Origin of the sequence: Marivita sp., assembly GCF_020055675.1 — a bacterium.
In the GTDB taxonomy this organism is placed as follows: domain Bacteria; phylum Pseudomonadota; class Alphaproteobacteria; order Rhodobacterales; family Rhodobacteraceae; genus Marivita.
This window is the reverse complement of sequence record NZ_JAIPUS010000010.1, coordinates 1-13,379: the sequence shown is the minus strand read 5'-3', so window position 1 is coordinate 13,379 and position 13,379 is coordinate 1. Positions and strand designations below refer to the sequence as shown.

15 protein-coding genes are annotated in these 13,379 nt (G+C 63.8%); 6 read left to right on the top strand and 9 right to left on the bottom strand.

Annotated features, from left to right (window positions below; all coding sequences use genetic code 11):
* Positions 1-525: 525 nt before the first annotated feature.
* Positions 526-1,215 carry a sugar transferase gene (locus tag LCF59_RS08780; protein WP_292287085.1) on the top strand — a complete coding sequence of 230 codons (690 nt, stop codon included), beginning with the start codon at positions 526-528 and terminating at the stop codon, positions 1,213-1,215.
* Here LCF59_RS08780 and LCF59_RS08775 read toward each other — a convergent pair whose 3' ends face one another.
* The 3 genes from LCF59_RS08775 to LCF59_RS08765 all read right to left on the bottom strand — a co-directional run bounded on the left by LCF59_RS08775 (position 1,216) and on the right by LCF59_RS08765 (position 3,606).
* Positions 1,216-1,770, bottom strand: a complete 555-nt coding sequence (locus LCF59_RS08775) for an NADPH-dependent FMN reductase (protein ID WP_292287084.1) — start codon at positions 1,768-1,770, stop codon at positions 1,216-1,218.
* A gap of 147 nt (positions 1,771-1,917) precedes the next feature.
* A complete protein-coding gene (locus LCF59_RS08770; protein WP_292287083.1) occupies positions 1,918-2,586 on the bottom strand; it encodes an OmpA family protein in 669 nt (222 codons plus the stop codon).
* A 168-nt stretch (positions 2,587-2,754) separates the two neighbouring features.
* On the bottom strand, positions 2,755-3,606 hold the full coding sequence (locus LCF59_RS08765) for a methylated-DNA--[protein]-cysteine S-methyltransferase (protein ID WP_292287082.1): 852 nt from the start codon (positions 3,604-3,606) through the stop codon (positions 2,755-2,757).
* A 122-nt stretch (positions 3,607-3,728) separates the two neighbouring features.
* Between LCF59_RS08765 and nth the strand changes: the two genes are divergently transcribed.
* Both nth and LCF59_RS08755 read left to right on the top strand, forming a co-directional pair.
* On the top strand, positions 3,729-4,373 hold the full coding sequence (gene nth / locus LCF59_RS08760) for an endonuclease III (protein ID WP_292287169.1): 645 nt from the start codon (positions 3,729-3,731) through the stop codon (positions 4,371-4,373).
* Complete coding sequence (locus tag LCF59_RS08755) at positions 4,370-5,362, top strand: adenosine kinase (protein ID WP_292287081.1); 993 nt, start codon at positions 4,370-4,372, stop codon at positions 5,360-5,362. The genes nth and LCF59_RS08755 overlap by 4 nt, the downstream gene beginning before the upstream one ends.
* A 107-nt stretch (positions 5,363-5,469) precedes the next feature.
* Here LCF59_RS08755 and LCF59_RS08750 read toward each other — a convergent pair whose 3' ends face one another.
* From LCF59_RS08750 to LCF59_RS08740, 3 genes are read right to left on the bottom strand one after another with little or no spacing between them, the layout of a single operon-like run.
* Entirely contained in the window at positions 5,470-6,372 is a 903-nt protein-coding gene (locus tag LCF59_RS08750; protein WP_292287080.1) for a class I SAM-dependent methyltransferase, read from the bottom strand.
* A gap of 25 nt (positions 6,373-6,397) precedes the next feature.
* Positions 6,398-7,240 (bottom strand): methyltransferase domain-containing protein, encoded by an 843-nt coding sequence (locus tag LCF59_RS08745; RefSeq protein ID WP_292287079.1) that lies wholly within the window; start codon positions 7,238-7,240, stop codon positions 6,398-6,400.
* Entirely contained in the window at positions 7,237-8,223 is a 987-nt protein-coding gene (locus tag LCF59_RS08740; protein ID WP_292287078.1) for a phytanoyl-CoA dioxygenase family protein, read from the bottom strand. The genes LCF59_RS08745 and LCF59_RS08740 overlap by 4 nt, the downstream gene beginning before the upstream one ends.
* 134 nt (positions 8,224-8,357) lie before the next feature.
* On the opposite strand from LCF59_RS08740, the gene egtD reads away from it, so the two are divergent.
* From egtD to LCF59_RS08725, 3 genes are all read left to right on the top strand, one after another.
* Positions 8,358-9,314, top strand: coding sequence for an L-histidine N(alpha)-methyltransferase (gene egtD, locus LCF59_RS08735; RefSeq protein WP_292287077.1), 957 nt, complete (start codon positions 8,358-8,360; stop codon positions 9,312-9,314).
* Positions 9,315-9,407: 93 nt separating this feature from the next.
* A complete protein-coding gene (locus tag LCF59_RS08730; protein WP_292287076.1) occupies positions 9,408-9,587 on the top strand; it encodes a hypothetical protein in 180 nt (59 codons plus the stop codon).
* Between the two features lie 3 nt (positions 9,588-9,590).
* Positions 9,591-11,063 (top strand): sodium:solute symporter, encoded by a 1,473-nt coding sequence (locus LCF59_RS08725; RefSeq protein ID WP_292287075.1) that lies wholly within the window; start codon positions 9,591-9,593, stop codon positions 11,061-11,063.
* 200 nt (positions 11,064-11,263) lie between these two features.
* Here the strand turns inward: LCF59_RS08725 and LCF59_RS08720 are convergent, their stop codons facing one another.
* The 3 genes from LCF59_RS08720 to LCF59_RS08710 all read right to left on the bottom strand — a co-directional run.
* Positions 11,264-11,998 carry an adenosylcobinamide-GDP ribazoletransferase gene (locus LCF59_RS08720; RefSeq protein WP_292287074.1) on the bottom strand — a complete coding sequence of 245 codons (735 nt, stop codon included), beginning with the start codon at positions 11,996-11,998 and terminating at the stop codon, positions 11,264-11,266.
* Positions 11,995-13,011: a nicotinate-nucleotide--dimethylbenzimidazole phosphoribosyltransferase gene (gene cobT, locus LCF59_RS08715; RefSeq protein WP_292287073.1), complete on the bottom strand. Its 1,017-nt coding sequence runs from the start codon at positions 13,009-13,011 to the stop codon at positions 11,995-11,997. Before cobT ends, LCF59_RS08720 begins: the two co-directional genes overlap by 4 nt.
* Positions 12,995-13,379: bifunctional adenosylcobinamide kinase/adenosylcobinamide-phosphate guanylyltransferase (locus tag LCF59_RS08710; protein ID WP_292287072.1), on the bottom strand; the 385-nt coding region annotated here is incomplete at its 5' end. The genes cobT and LCF59_RS08710, both read right to left, overlap by 17 nt.

The following is a 13,379-nucleotide window of genomic DNA, read 5'->3' as shown; positions in this document are numbered from 1 at the left end:
CCGTTTCGTGATCAATGACGCGCCAAAAACGGTATTGATCACGGGGACCGCGATATCCATGCGATCCCTGAAACGCGACCTGTGTCGCATGTTACCCTCCAAGGACCGGGCCTTGCGGTGTGTCCCGCTTGATTGGTCAGCTTTCGTCAATAATTCTGCGCTTCCTCTTCAAGAAAAAATGTTCGATTTCAACAGAGTCTGCACAGCTCCGGGCATGCAGTCCACGGCACATCTTCGCTTTCTCCAGCATGAAAGTTGACGGAAATGCGGCAAGCAGTCATAACCGCAATCAGAGGCGGCAGGCCACATTCCTGTCACTTTTAAATCTGGCACTTGGGGGTTGGTGCGTCCACTGGGGAGTAGCGTAAAGTCGTCTGCTGAGGTCTGCCAAATAGTCTGAAAGTCTGACCGTCCGCGCCACAAGGCCGGAACGCTGATTGCAGCCCGACGCTGCAAGCAAACGGTCCTTTCTTGTCTGCGGCAGCGTCACGGTTGGCTTTGGCACAAAATCAAAGGGTGTTCCACATGACACTGCACGTCCGTCAGTCTCCGCAAGGCAATGAAATCAAGACGCTGGTCAACTCGGTGTTCACCACCCGGGAAGCGCGCAGTGTCTATCGCGACAACTTCAAGCGCGGCCTCGACATCCTGCTGGTTCTGACGGCGGCGTTTCCGGTCCTGATCGTTGTCGGTCTCTGCGCGCTGCTTGTGTCGCGTGACGGTGGAAATCCGTTCTACAAGCAGACCCGCGTTGGACGCTTCGGCAAGACATTCACGATGTGGAAGCTGCGCAGCATGGTCAACAACGCCGATGCAGCGCTGCAAAGACACCTCGCAGCCGACCCGGTCGCCCGCAACGAATGGGATCGCAACCAGAAGCTTCAGAATGATCCGCGGATCACCAGGGTCGGCCATATCCTGCGCAAGACATCTCTGGACGAGCTGCCGCAGCTTTGGAATGTGCTCAAGGGCGATATGTCGCTTGTCGGCCCACGCCCCATGATGGTGGAACAGCAGGCGATGTATCCCGGTTCGGCATACTACGCCTTGCGCCCGGGGCTGACAGGTTTCTGGCAAATCTCCGCGCGCAACGAGAGCAGTTTTGCCGAGCGCGCGCAGTACGATGCCGACTACCTGAGCAAAATGACCTTCACTCAGGATCTGTCGGTCATGTGGAAAACCGTCAGCGTGGTGACCAAAGGCACAGGCTGCTGATCACGCCGAGATGGACGCCTCCGCCGCGCGGCGCAGGTTCGCCATCAATCCATCCAATGCCTTTGCGTTGATTTCGTTCGTCAGGCGGCCATCTTCGTCCCATTGATTGAACGTGGCTCCGACAAGAACCTCTGGCCCCGGCACGAGAAGCGGGCGAAACGGAACAAGGCACAGCCGCGTCATGTTCTGCGTTCGCTCCCCCCCGGCACGCCCCGCCGTGGACGACATGATCGCAACGGGTTTGTCGGCCCAAGGCGTGCCTTCGGTGCGGCTGACCCAATCCAGAGCATTCTTCAGCACCCCGGAAATCCCCTTGTTGTACTCCGGCGCTGACACCACCACCGCGTCGGCGCGCGCTATCTGATCTGCCAGCGTCTGAACGCTTGGCGGCACACCCTCCTCGCTTTCGAGGTCGCCATCATACAGTGGAAACCGCAGATCTCCCTCCGCGAAAGTAGCATCGCCAAAGCGGCGCGCCGCCTCGTGCAGCAATAAACGGTTGGTAGACGCGCGGCGCAATGAACCGCACAAACCAAGAAGCATGAGTTTCGACATGGATGTAACTTCTCCGAACAATGGATGTGACGACACACCTGATGCGGATTGCGTGCAAATCAATTGTCGCAACGCGGGATCCGCAACTGACACGTGCAAAGCCCGCGCCAGGACTGGCGCGGGTTATGTTGGCTCTGGCGGGTTGGATTACGCCGTCGGCAGGATCACGATTTCGACGCGCCGGTTTTGCGCCCGGCCTTCCGGCGTCAGGTTGCTTGCGATCGGCTGATCCTCACCGCGCCCGATGCTCTGGATCCGGGAGGACGAAACGCCTTCATTCGCCAGGATGTTCGACACCGATTGCGCACGCTGACGCGACAGGTCGAGATTGTATGAAGCCTCACCCGTGTTGTCGGTATGCCCGACAACCTGGACCGTGGTGTTCGGATAGGCCAGAAGGTTCTGGCCCACGCTGCGCAGATCGCGCTGCAGGTCGGGGCGCAGCGTTGCGCTGTCGGTTGCGAACAGGATGTCCTGCGGCAGCGTCACGATCAACCGCTCGCCAGTGTTGCGGATCGTCACGTTGTCATTGCCGATCTGGGACCGCAGGTCCGCCTCCTGCTTGTCAAGCCGGTTGCCGATGAGGGCACCCCCACCGCCGCCAAGAATCGCGCCCGCAGCCGCGTTGCGGCGGCGCTCTTCGGGGTCGTTGCCCATCAGGGCACCGACGACGGCCCCGGTTCCCGCCCCGATCAGGGCACCGGTCTTGGCCTGGCGGTTCGGGTCGTTCGGATCATTGAACTGGCCGGTTGTGCAAGCGGACAGCGCAAGCGAGCCACAAAGCGCCGTAGCCAGTGAGAATTTCGATAGTGTCATAGTGTTTTTGCCTCTTCCAACTGCGCCTGTAGGTAAGGGTTTTATCGTTGCTATGCGATATCATACCCGAACAAACACCCCATACCATACCCGAACAAACGCCTTCTGTCCCGGTGAAATCGGCTTGATTCCGCGCACGGCAGTCATGCGTCATTCCGCGCACGGCAGTCATGCGTCGGCGCGGGCGGATTCCCAGGCGAGGATGGAACGTTTGACCGGCAGGCCCCAGTGATAGCCGCCCAGCCCGCCGGATTTTCGCAGGGCACGGTGGCACGGAATCAGAAAGCTGATCGGGTTGCGCCCCACCGCCGTCCCCACCGCGCGGACCGCCTTCGGATGGCCGATGAATTCGGCGATTTCCGAGTAGGTGGTGACATGCCCGGACGGGATCCGCATCAAGGCTTCCCAGACCTTGATCTGGAACGGGGCGCCGATCATGAAAAGCGGCACATCGCTCTTTGCTTGGCCAAAAGCGGACCGCACCCAGGGTTCGAGCCGGTCCGGCGCCTCGACATAGAGGGCGTTGGGCCAGCGGCTGGTAAGATCCCGCATCGCCTCGTCCTCGGTGCATTCGGAGGCAAAGCCGATCCCGCAGAGACCCTTCCCGGTCCCCATGACAAGGGCGGGGCCGAACGGGCTTTCGAACCAGCCCCAGTACACGGTCAGATGCGCGCCCTTTCGGGCGAAATCTCCGGGGCTCATCGCCTCCCATCGCAGGAACAGGTCATGCAATCGTCCGCCCCCCGACAAACCAGTGGCATGTGCCGCACCCAGCGTCGTGAAACGATCCGACAACAGCGCCTTGGCGTGGCTCAGTGTCAGGTATTGCTGGTACCGTTTCGGGCTGACGCCCACCCAGCGCGAGAACACGCGCTGAAAATGCGCAGGACTCATGTTCATCTCGGACGCCAGTTCATCAAGCGACACGTTCGGACCTTTGGTGTCTATCACATCGAGCGCGCGCCGCATGACGTGGAAATGGTAGCCTTGGCTGTCGTCTGCGAGATGGGTCAGGGTCATCCACTCGGTCCTTCGTGCTGCTGTGGCGCAATCTGTATCCCACAGTCATGGCCACGGGCGACCCGAAACCTGCGCAATCTGAGGACTTGTCCCACGCGCGCCTGCGCGGCATACCGGCGGTCATGGCGCGGCAAGTCGATTATCACACGATCCGAGAAATCTTTACCCGTTTCCAAGCGGCCGAACCCGAACCCAAGGGCGAGCTGGATCATGTGAACGCCTATACCCTCGTCGTGGCCGTCGCATTGTCGGCGCAGGCCACGGATGCCGGGGTGAACAAGGCCACCAAAACGCTGTTTCAGGTCGCGGATACCCCGGACAAGATGCTCGCACTTGGCGAAGACGGCGTGATCGAGCATATCAAGACCATCGGGCTGTACCGCAACAAGGCCAAGAATGTCATAAAGCTCAGCCGAATCCTGGTCGATCAATATGACGGCGAGGTGCCCAATTCCCGCGCCGCGTTGCAAAGCCTGCCCGGCGTGGGTCGCAAGACCGCGAATGTCGTGCTCAATATGTGGTGGCACTATCCCGCGCAGGCGGTCGACACCCACATCTTTCGCGTCGGCAACCGCACCGGGATCTGCCCCGGCAAGGACGTGGTGGCGGTCGAACGTGCGATCGAGGATCATATCCCGGTCGATTTTCAGCATCACGCCCATCACTGGCTGATCCTGCACGGCCGCTACACCTGCGTCGCCCGCAAACCCAAATGCGGCGCCTGCGTGATCCGCGATCTTTGTAAATTCGAGGACAAAACGACATGAGCAAGACATACCAGGTTGTCGGCATCGGCAACGCCGTTGTCGATGTGATCGCACGCGCCGAGGATGCGTTTCTGGACCAGATGGGCATTCAGAAAGGCATCATGCAACTGGTCGAACGCGCCCGGGGCGAGACGCTGTATGCCGCGATGACCGAACGCACGCAGACCCCCGGTGGATCGGTCGCAAACACGCTGGCCGGTCTGGGCAATCTGGGACTGCGCACAGGGTTCATCGGACGGGTGCATGACGACGCGCTGGGCCGGTTCTATGCGGACGCGATGAAAAACGGCGGCACGGATTTCGTCAACGCACCCATCGCCGGAGGCGAGCTACCCACCTCGCGGTCGATGATCTTTGTCTCGCCCGATGGCGAACGGTCGATGAACACCTACCTTGGCATCTCGGCCGAACTCGGTCCCGAGGACGTGTCAGAAGACGTGGCGTCGCAGGCCGAGATCGTGTTCCTCGAAGGCTACCTTTTCGACAAGGACAAGGGAAAAGACGCCTTCATCCGCACCGCCCGCACCTGCCGCGCGGCGGGCGGCAAGGCGGGGATCGCGATTTCCGACCCGTTCTGCGTCGAACGGCACCGCGCGGATTTCCTGGACCTGATCGAAAACGAGATGGATTATGTCATCGGCAACGAGGCCGAGATCATGTCGCTTTACCAGAACAACGACCTTGAGGCCGATCTGGCCGCCGTTGCCGCGATCTGCCCGCTGGTGGTCTGCACCCGGTCGGGCGATGGGGTGTCGATCATCCACAAAGGTGAACGGGTCAATATCCCGGTCGAAAAAGTGGTCCCGGTGGACGCGACAGGGGCCGGCGACCAATTCGCGGCCGGCTTCCTCTATGGATTGGCCACGGGCCGCGATACGGAAACCTGCGGGCGCATGGGATGCGTCGCCGCCGCCGAAGTGATCTCTCATATCGGGCCGCGACCCGAGGCGGACCTGCAACAGATGTTCAAAACTGCCGGGTTGGTTTGACCGCGGGACCCAAGGCCCGGAGGCGCGTCACGTTCCGCAAGACCACCTTTTGCGCTCGATGGTGCCCGCGCACTCCGTGAGGCAGAGCGCGATCGGCATCGTCACGGTCAGGTCGTGACCAGAAGCCGGTTGATCGGCATTGCGAAGCTGCCTTGTGGCACGGCGCTCCCGCCCGGCCCGGAGGTTGAGAGCAGACCCGCAAGCTCTGTCAGCATCTTCTCGCGCGATGCGGGTGACAGGATGAACGCCGCATAGAAGAAACCGGCCGCCGCCTCGGCCACGTCCGTGGCGGCGCCCTCCATCGTGACCACGCTGGTCTCGACAGTCACTGTCGCGGCGGGAAAGGCAGCGCGAACCAGATCGCTCAGGCTGTCAGTTCCGCGTATCCGGGGATCGCCCAGATCGATCTCGCCATAGCCGGGCAGTTCAGACTGCACATACCCGTAAATGAGATCATGCACCGCAGTATACCCCGGCGCGGCTTCCATCGGGCCATCCACCAGCGCCACGAACCGCCCGCCCGGCGCCAGGACGCGCCGCACCTCGTCAAGCACCGGCGTGACAGGGTCCATCAGCGTCAACGCCCAGTGGCACAGAACCGCGTCAAGCGACCCGTCCGAAATGCGCTCCATGTCCTGCGCTTCGGCCTGCATCAAATCGGCCGACCCCGCAGGCAAACGCGCCTGCGCCAGAGCCAGTTCTTCCGGGCACATGTCCAGACCCGTCAGGCGCAGCCCCGCATTGCGATGGTGCAGGATGTCCAGCAGCGGACCGGACCCGCAAGCGAGATCGAGCACCCGTGCTCCGTCTGTTTCCGGCACCGCTTCGGCGAGCCAGTCGTAGCTGGTGCGCCCGGCGGCATCGCAGCAGGCCCGCGCGCAGGTTTCGGTAAACCCCGCATGGTCACGATGAACGGCCCGCAGATGGGCGCGCAAGGCAGCCGCGTCGGGGCGCTGGCCACGGACAAGACTGTCGGTCCAGGCAGACCTCAGGGGGCTGTGATCATTCACTCGCAATCTCCAGTTCTTCGGGGGGTCAGACGGTGATATCCATCAGGTGCACCAGCTGCGGAAAGCGCCAGCCGTCCTTGGCCTGCGCCGCCGTCAGCCACTCTGTCACCGGGTCGCGGGCCTGCATCTCCGCGAGCGAAACACTGTCATCGAAGACGCAGCGTTGCAGGTATCCCTCGACAGCCGCCGTATCGTCCGGCCCTGCGACGCTCTCGTAGCGCACCTCTGTTACCGAAACCTCGGCACCGCTGTCACGCAGCGCGGCCGCCAGATCCTCGGCCGAGATATAGGGGGCGACCTCCGCTGCGGCGAAAGCCTCAAGATAGCGGCGGTGAAACTCGATGTAATGCCCGGCGGCGGCACTATGGGCAATCACGCCGCGCCCCCCGGGGCCAATCGCATCGCAGAAGCGCCGGGCGGCGGCAGGCAGATCCGCGGCGGGCACGGCGTAAAGCGCATGGGTCGCCCAGACGATATCATACCCCTCCGGCGGCGGAGTGAAATCCTGCAGGGTCGTTTCATGTTCCGCGCTTGCCGCGAAGGGCACGGGCAGAGCCGCGCGCGCCTCGGCGATGGAAAACGCCGAAGGGTCCAACAGGTCGGTTGCGATCTTGTTCAGCCCAGCCTCAGCCACGCCCGCATGCCGGACGAGCGCGTTGGGAAACTTGCCCGATCCGCAGGCCACGTCGAGCAGCCGCAGGGACCGGCCACCCGCCCGTGACTGCGCCTCCGACATCCAGGTCGCCCAGTCGCGCGCCTCGGCCAGATGCCTGTAGTCGTCGGTGGCAAGTGTGTAAAACGCATCCATCCCGGCGCGGCCGGCCTCGGACCAATGGGTGCTGCTGCGCGTCAGGATATCGCTGCTCATTCGGCATCCCCGACCGGCCAGCAGACCGGGTTGAGCGGACTGGCCGCGATATCACCCGGCCCGACACCCGGCATGAATTTCTGCCAGTCGCCGGACACCATCGTCGGTGCATCCACGATACGCGCGCCGTCAGCGTAATAGGTGTTGGCCAGAACCACCCGACTGCGATCCGTGCGATTGCGCGCGGCGGTGTGGAAATTCAGGTTGTGATGAAAGCTGACCTCGCCCATCTCGAACGGGGTCTCGTCCACGGTCACGCCGTTGCGGGCAAACACCTCGGCCACGCCACGATCATAGCCGGTGCCCGTCTTTTCGAAGGTCACCGCATCGACCAGCTTGTGCACGTCCAGCGGGTAGGCGAAGGCCAGCGGTCCCATCTCCACAGGGATCGGCTGGGCCGGGGCCCAGGCGGTCACGACGTCATGCGTATCGAGCGGGAAGTGATGATCGTCGAAATGCCACGGCGTGCGCCCGCACCCGGCCTGTTTGGCGAGAACGTTGTCATGGTACAGCCGCACCGCCGGCACCTCCAGCAGGTCCGCCGAAATCTGCCCCAGACGGGGCGACAGAACATAGGCCCGCAGCAGCGGATTATCCGGCCAGACCATTTCGAGGCTCAGGAACCGGTCGCGCGCGCCGGTGTCCGGGTCGACATCGAATTCAGCCTTCAACAACCGGATCAACTCGGCCCGCAGCTTCAGAACAGTCCCCGGCGAAAACACCTTCTTGAGCTTGATGAAGCCGTTTTCCCGGAAAAACGCGATCTGGTCTTCGGTCAGGGTGTAGGGCGCCGCCAGTTCCGCGATGACCTCGTCATCTGTCGGGATCGCCACATCCGGCAAGGGCGCAGCGGCGAGGACCGCCTCGTCGGCGCCATCGTTCTCCGCAAGACTGACATACCAGTCCCACCAGGCCTGGTTGTCCTGATCCCAGGGTTGGCTCACATCGGTGGCATCGCTCTCGGGCGTGGTCGTTTCGGCCATGTCGGGTCCTTTCATCATCTGCGCACGGACCTAAAGCATCACGCCGCACCGGCAAGCCGGATACCGGCATCGGCTGGATATTTCGATCCGGCGGGTTAGGTCACGTCGGGTTGCCACAACCGATCGGAGATATCATGGATGCACGCACGATGGAGCCTCGCAAACCGGAAATCGGCAACAGCGCCCTTTACTCGGATGTGATCGCGGGGATGTCACGCAGCCCCAAGGGGCTTTCGCCGAAATGGTTTTACGACGACCGCGGCAGCGCGATCTTCGAAGAGATCACGCAGCTGTCCGAATACTACCCGTCGAGAACCGAACGCGCGATCCTGGAGACCGGGCTGGCACGGATAGAGGCGCATGTGCCCGCAGGCGCCGCGCTTGTGGAACTCGGCAGTGGCGCGAGCGTCAAGACGCGCTTGCTGCTGAACGGGCTGAAAGGCCTTTCCACCTATGTGCCCGTCGATATCTCGGAGGATTTCCTGCACGCCTCGGCAGCAGAGCTCGCCACGGACTTTCCCCGCCTCGATGTCCGGCCGGTGGTCGCCGACTTCATGCAGCCCGTCCCCCTGCCCGATCTCGGGGGGCAGCCGGTTGTCGGGTTCTTTCCCGGCTCGACCATCGGCAACCTGAGTCCTGATGCCGCGCGGGCGCTGTTGATGCGGCTGGGTGAATGGCCGGATCACGACACGCTGATCCTCGGCGTCGATCTGGTAAAGGCGCCCGAGACACTCGTTGCGGCCTATGACGATGCCAGCGGGGTGACGGCCCGTTTCAATCTCAATCTTCTCAGGCGGCTCAACCGCGAGGCCGGAGCCGAGTTCGACCTCGAGACATTCCGGCACAAGGCGATCTGGAACGCGACAGAGGCCCGGGTGGAGATGCATCTGCAAAGCCTTGAAGACCAAAGCGTGCAGATCGGCGATCATGTCGTGGAATTCGCAGCGGGCGAAACGATCCATACGGAGAACAGCCACAAATACTCCGTCGAGAGCCTGTCGGAGCTGGCCCGGACGGCGGGCTGGCACCTGGCCGAGGTTCTGACGGACCCGCAGGCGCTCTTCGCGGTCGCGATCCTGCACCGCACCTGACACAATCGGCACGGCGGCCAGTTGAAAGCCTGCCCCGGTCCTGTAAACTTCGGGGTGCCGCGTGGCAGCATGAAACGAACGGGATCGGAACAGATGAACGGATTCACAACCTGGCTGGTGCTCGTGGGCGCGGTCATCCTCGCCGGCATCACGGTGCCTTACGGGCTGCTTGGCGGCAGCGCAGCCGCCCTGGACGTCTTCTGGTTCTGGTCCGCCTTCGGCGTGGCCATCGTCGTGCTGATCGTTGGCGGCGTCTCGCGCTGGAGGGTCTGAGCCATGATCGACCCCTATCTCGTCTGGGGCGCGGTGATCGCCTTTGCGGTGATCGGCGGAGCCATCGTCTACGCGGCGGCGCGTGGCAATACCGGGACCGCGTCCGACTACTATCTTGGCGGTCGGCGTCTTGGCGGAATGGTTTCGGGGCTGTCCTACGCCGCGACAACCTATTCGGCGTTCATGCTCGTGGTGCTGACCGGGCTGACGTATCGTGGCGGGATCGGCGCGCTCGGGTTCGAACTGGTCTATTTTTCCGGCCTCACGCTTCTGGTCGTCTTCGGTCCGCGCTTCTGGCTGGCAGCGCAGAAATGGGGCTTCATCACCCCCGCCGAGATGCTGGGCGCGCGCTATGGCGACCGCAACATCGCGCGGCTTGTGGCGGTACTGAGCCTGATCTTCCTGATGCCCTACTGCACGACCCAAATGGCCGGGATCGGGCTTTTGTTGTCCGGCGTGACAGGTGGCGAGATCAGCCTGCCGGTGGCGATCGCCATCGGCGCGGTACTGGCCATCTTCTGGACCCTGGCAGCCGGTCTTCGTGCGGTCGCCTGGACCGACGCGGGCCAGTCGGCGGTGATGCTGGTTTCAGGGGTTTTGGCCGTCGGTTTCGCGATCTCCTACATCGGCGGGCTCGACGCCTTCACGACCGAGGTGACAGAGCAGAGCGGCCCGTGGCTCGACGTGCCGGGTCCGGGGCTCTGGTCTTTCCCGACCTTCATCGCGCTGGCGCTGCCATGGTTCTTCTTCCCGCTGTCCAACCCGCAGGTCAGCCAACGGCTCTTCGTTGTCGAGGACATGGCCGCGATGCGGCGGATGATCCTCTGGGTGCTGGGCTTTGGCCTGGTGTTCACACTAATCGCGGTGATCTGGGGCTTCGCGGCGCTGGTGATCGCACCCGGACTCGATAACCCGGCCAACGCGACGCCGGCGCTGCTGAGCTCGGGGGCGGTGCCCGTCGCGGTCAGCCTCTTGCTGATCGTCGGGATCCTGTCAGCCGCGGTGTCCACGCTCGATTCCATCGCGTTGACGCTGGGCTCGATGGTCGCGCGCGACCTTCTGCGCCAGGGCGACGGGCGCGACGCAAGCCAGATCTTCATCGGCCGCGTGGTGGTTGTTCTGGTGGTGCTTTTCGCCGCCGGGTTCGCAGTGCGCGAGGCGGCGATCGTCGATCAACTGGCAGCCCTTTCGGCGGCGGGTCTGATCGTGACGGTGCCCGCGACGATCGGCGCCTTCTTCTGGCGTCGCGGCACCGCCTTGGGCGTGCTGGCCTCGCTCCTGGGCGGCGCGGCAACGGCGATCTGGATGGCGATGGGGGCCGGCGTAAGCGTTTTCGACCCCACGCTCGCGCTGAGCGTGATCGGTGTGACGGTGGCGCTCTTTGTCGGCGTGAGCCTCGTCACCCGGCCCCGGGCCGAGGCGCTCGATTTCAAGGGCACGCTGCGCCCCGAACTTGACCGGATGGGGGCCTGGTAGCGTCTTGATCCGTCCTGCCTGGCACGGAAGACCGGCACGCAGCACACCGGGACACGACCGCCATGTGAGCGCCGCAGGACGGCCCATGGTTTGTGCAGTCCGTCACTGAGCAGCATCACCGCGTGGATGTCGCTCCCTGCGGCAAGGACGGCTTGCGCCCCTCGACCGGGACCCCCGACTTTCACGTGCAGCGACGGCTGTCACGACCCTGCCATACACGCAAGCGCAACCCAGATCGCCGTCTCTGACAGAAGTTGCACAGCCCCAAGGACATCGCCGGTCTGGCCACCGATCTTGCGGCGCGCCTGCCACGCAACCACTGTCACCGCGGCAATGCAGACGCCAAGAGGCACAGTCCAGAACAGCAATGCGCCAACGGCCACCGCTGCCAGAACGACCCGCGCCGCCCGGGACTGTCCGGATGCCAACTGCGCCATCCCGTCAGGCCGCGCCGGGGGCAATATTTCCTGCACGACGACCATTCCCGCACGGCTCAGCATTGCGGCGCCCACAAAGGCCAGCGGGCCGGGGTCCGCGGTCTTGACCGAGACGGTCCACAGACCGACCACGATGATCATTGCCAGCATACCATAGCTGCCGACGCGGCTGTCTCGCATGATTTCGAGGGCATGGGCCTTGTCCCGGCCGCCACCGATACCATCAGCATAGTCCGCAAGCCCGTCGAAATGCAGCGCACCGGTGAGCAACGTCAAGGCAGCCACGGCCAACACCGCGGCGATTGCAGGCGGCGCGCCAATGGCCAGGGCGCCCGCATAGGCAAGCCAGGTCAAGAAGCCGATGAGCCCCCCGACAATGGGGAAGGCCCACCGCGCCGCCGCCAGGTCCGGCACCGCGCCATTGATCTTCCCCGCCGGAAGACGTGTCAGCAGCATGATCGCCACCTGCAGTTCGGCCAAGCGCGTTCCCAGGCTCATGCGTCCGCTACGCCGGCTTCCCCGAATGTTGCCATGCCATTGTGACAGTCCAGCGCGGCACGCAGCACGCCCAGGGCAAGCGCCGCTCCGGACCCTTCGCCCAGCGCCATATCGAGAGAGAGTATCGGCTCTTGCTGCAACGCGGAAATCAGCCGCGCATGTCCGGGTTCGCGGCTCAGATGGCCCACGACGCAATGATCAAGAAAACGCCGGTCAACCTTGTAAAGAGGCACCGTCGCGGCAGTGCAAATGAACCCGTCGAGGATCACCGGAATGCGCAGCGCCCGCGCCCCAAGCACGGCACCGCAGATCGCGGCCTGTTCGCGCCCACCCAATGCGGCCAGCATACCCAGGCCAGTCGCGTCCGCGTGACGCGCGACAGCGCGGGCGACCGCATCGGTTTTCCGCGCGAGACCGGCCTTGTCAGAGCCGGTGCCGCGGCCGACCCAGTCTTCGGCGCCACCTCCGAAACCCGCCAAGGCCAAGGCCGCGGCGATTGTCGAATTGCCGATACCCATCTCGCCTAGGACAAGCACATTCGCCCGCGCCTCCACGGCCGCGGCCCCGCGCCGCATCGCCACGAGCGTTTCCTGCTCGGACATGGCGGGCCCTTGGGTGATGTCACCCGTCGGCTGGTCAAGGTCCAGCGCAACGACCGAAAGCTCGGCGCCGGTCGCTCGACAGAGTTGGTTGATGGCCGCCCCGCCATTTTCAAAATTCGCCACCATCTGTGCGGTGACGTCTTGCGGGAACGGGTTCACGCCCTGTGCGCAAACACCGTGGTTCCCCGCAAAAACAACCGCTTGCGCACGGTCAATCGTTGGGCGGGCCGTGCCCTGCCACCCGGCCATGAAAGCCGCCAGGCCTTCGAGCCGGCCAAGGGAACCCGGCGGTTTGGTCAGGCTGTTCTGACGGTCGATGGCCGCACGCACCGAATCGGTATCATGCGAAGGCAGGGTTTCGGCAAGCGTTTCGACAGCCGCCAACGACTGGATTTCAGAAAGGAGTGTCATTGGGTTTTACCTTCACAGGGTGACCCGCCACGGCAAGCCAGACTTCTTCACAGGCGGCGGCCACGGCCTGATTGACCTGACCTGCCGCATCGCGAAACGCGCGGGCCAGCTTGTTTTCGGGGACGATACCAAAACCGACTTCGTTGGACACCAGCACGACCGGCGCGCTTTGCTCGGCCAGTGTCTTGATCAGCGTGTCGGTCTCGGCCCGCCAATCGGCCTCGTCCAGCATCAGATTGGTGAGCCACAGGGTCAGGCAATCCACCAGCCGGGGCACGTCGCCATCGGTTGCGTGCAGCGCCTCGGCCAAGTCGATGGGTGCTTCGAGGTTGGTCCAGGCCTCGGGTGGGCGTCGGGCTTTGCGATCG

What these genes read in the sequence shown, in the direction of transcription:
- LCF59_RS08780 (WP_292287085.1), top strand. Translation starts at nt 526, where the DNA reads ATGACACTGCACGTCCGTCAGTCTCCGCAAGGCAATGAAATCAAGACG.
- LCF59_RS08775 (WP_292287084.1), bottom strand. Translation starts at nt 1,770, where the DNA reads ATGTCGAAACTCATGCTTCTTGGTTTGTGCGGTTCATTGCGCCGCGCG.
- LCF59_RS08770 (WP_292287083.1), bottom strand. Translation starts at nt 2,586, where the DNA reads ATGACACTATCGAAATTCTCACTGGCTACGGCGCTTTGTGGCTCGCTT.
- LCF59_RS08765 (WP_292287082.1), bottom strand. Translation starts at nt 3,606, where the DNA reads ATGACCCTGACCCATCTCGCAGACGACAGCCAAGGCTACCATTTCCAC.
- nth (WP_292287169.1), top strand. Translation starts at nt 3,729, where the DNA reads ATGGCGCGGCAAGTCGATTATCACACGATCCGAGAAATCTTTACCCGT.
- LCF59_RS08755 (WP_292287081.1), top strand. Translation starts at nt 4,370, where the DNA reads ATGAGCAAGACATACCAGGTTGTCGGCATCGGCAACGCCGTTGTCGAT.
- LCF59_RS08745 (WP_292287079.1), bottom strand. Translation starts at nt 7,240, where the DNA reads ATGAGCAGCGATATCCTGACGCGCAGCAGCACCCATTGGTCCGAGGCC.
- LCF59_RS08740 (WP_292287078.1), bottom strand. Translation starts at nt 8,223, where the DNA reads ATGGCCGAAACGACCACGCCCGAGAGCGATGCCACCGATGTGAGCCAA.
- egtD (WP_292287077.1), top strand. Translation starts at nt 8,358, where the DNA reads ATGGATGCACGCACGATGGAGCCTCGCAAACCGGAAATCGGCAACAGC.
- LCF59_RS08730 (WP_292287076.1), top strand. Translation starts at nt 9,408, where the DNA reads ATGAACGGATTCACAACCTGGCTGGTGCTCGTGGGCGCGGTCATCCTC.
- LCF59_RS08725 (WP_292287075.1), top strand. Translation starts at nt 9,591, where the DNA reads ATGATCGACCCCTATCTCGTCTGGGGCGCGGTGATCGCCTTTGCGGTG.
- LCF59_RS08720 (WP_292287074.1), bottom strand. Translation starts at nt 11,998, where the DNA reads ATGAGCCTGGGAACGCGCTTGGCCGAACTGCAGGTGGCGATCATGCTG.
- cobT (WP_292287073.1), bottom strand. Translation starts at nt 13,011, where the DNA reads ATGACACTCCTTTCTGAAATCCAGTCGTTGGCGGCTGTCGAAACGCTT.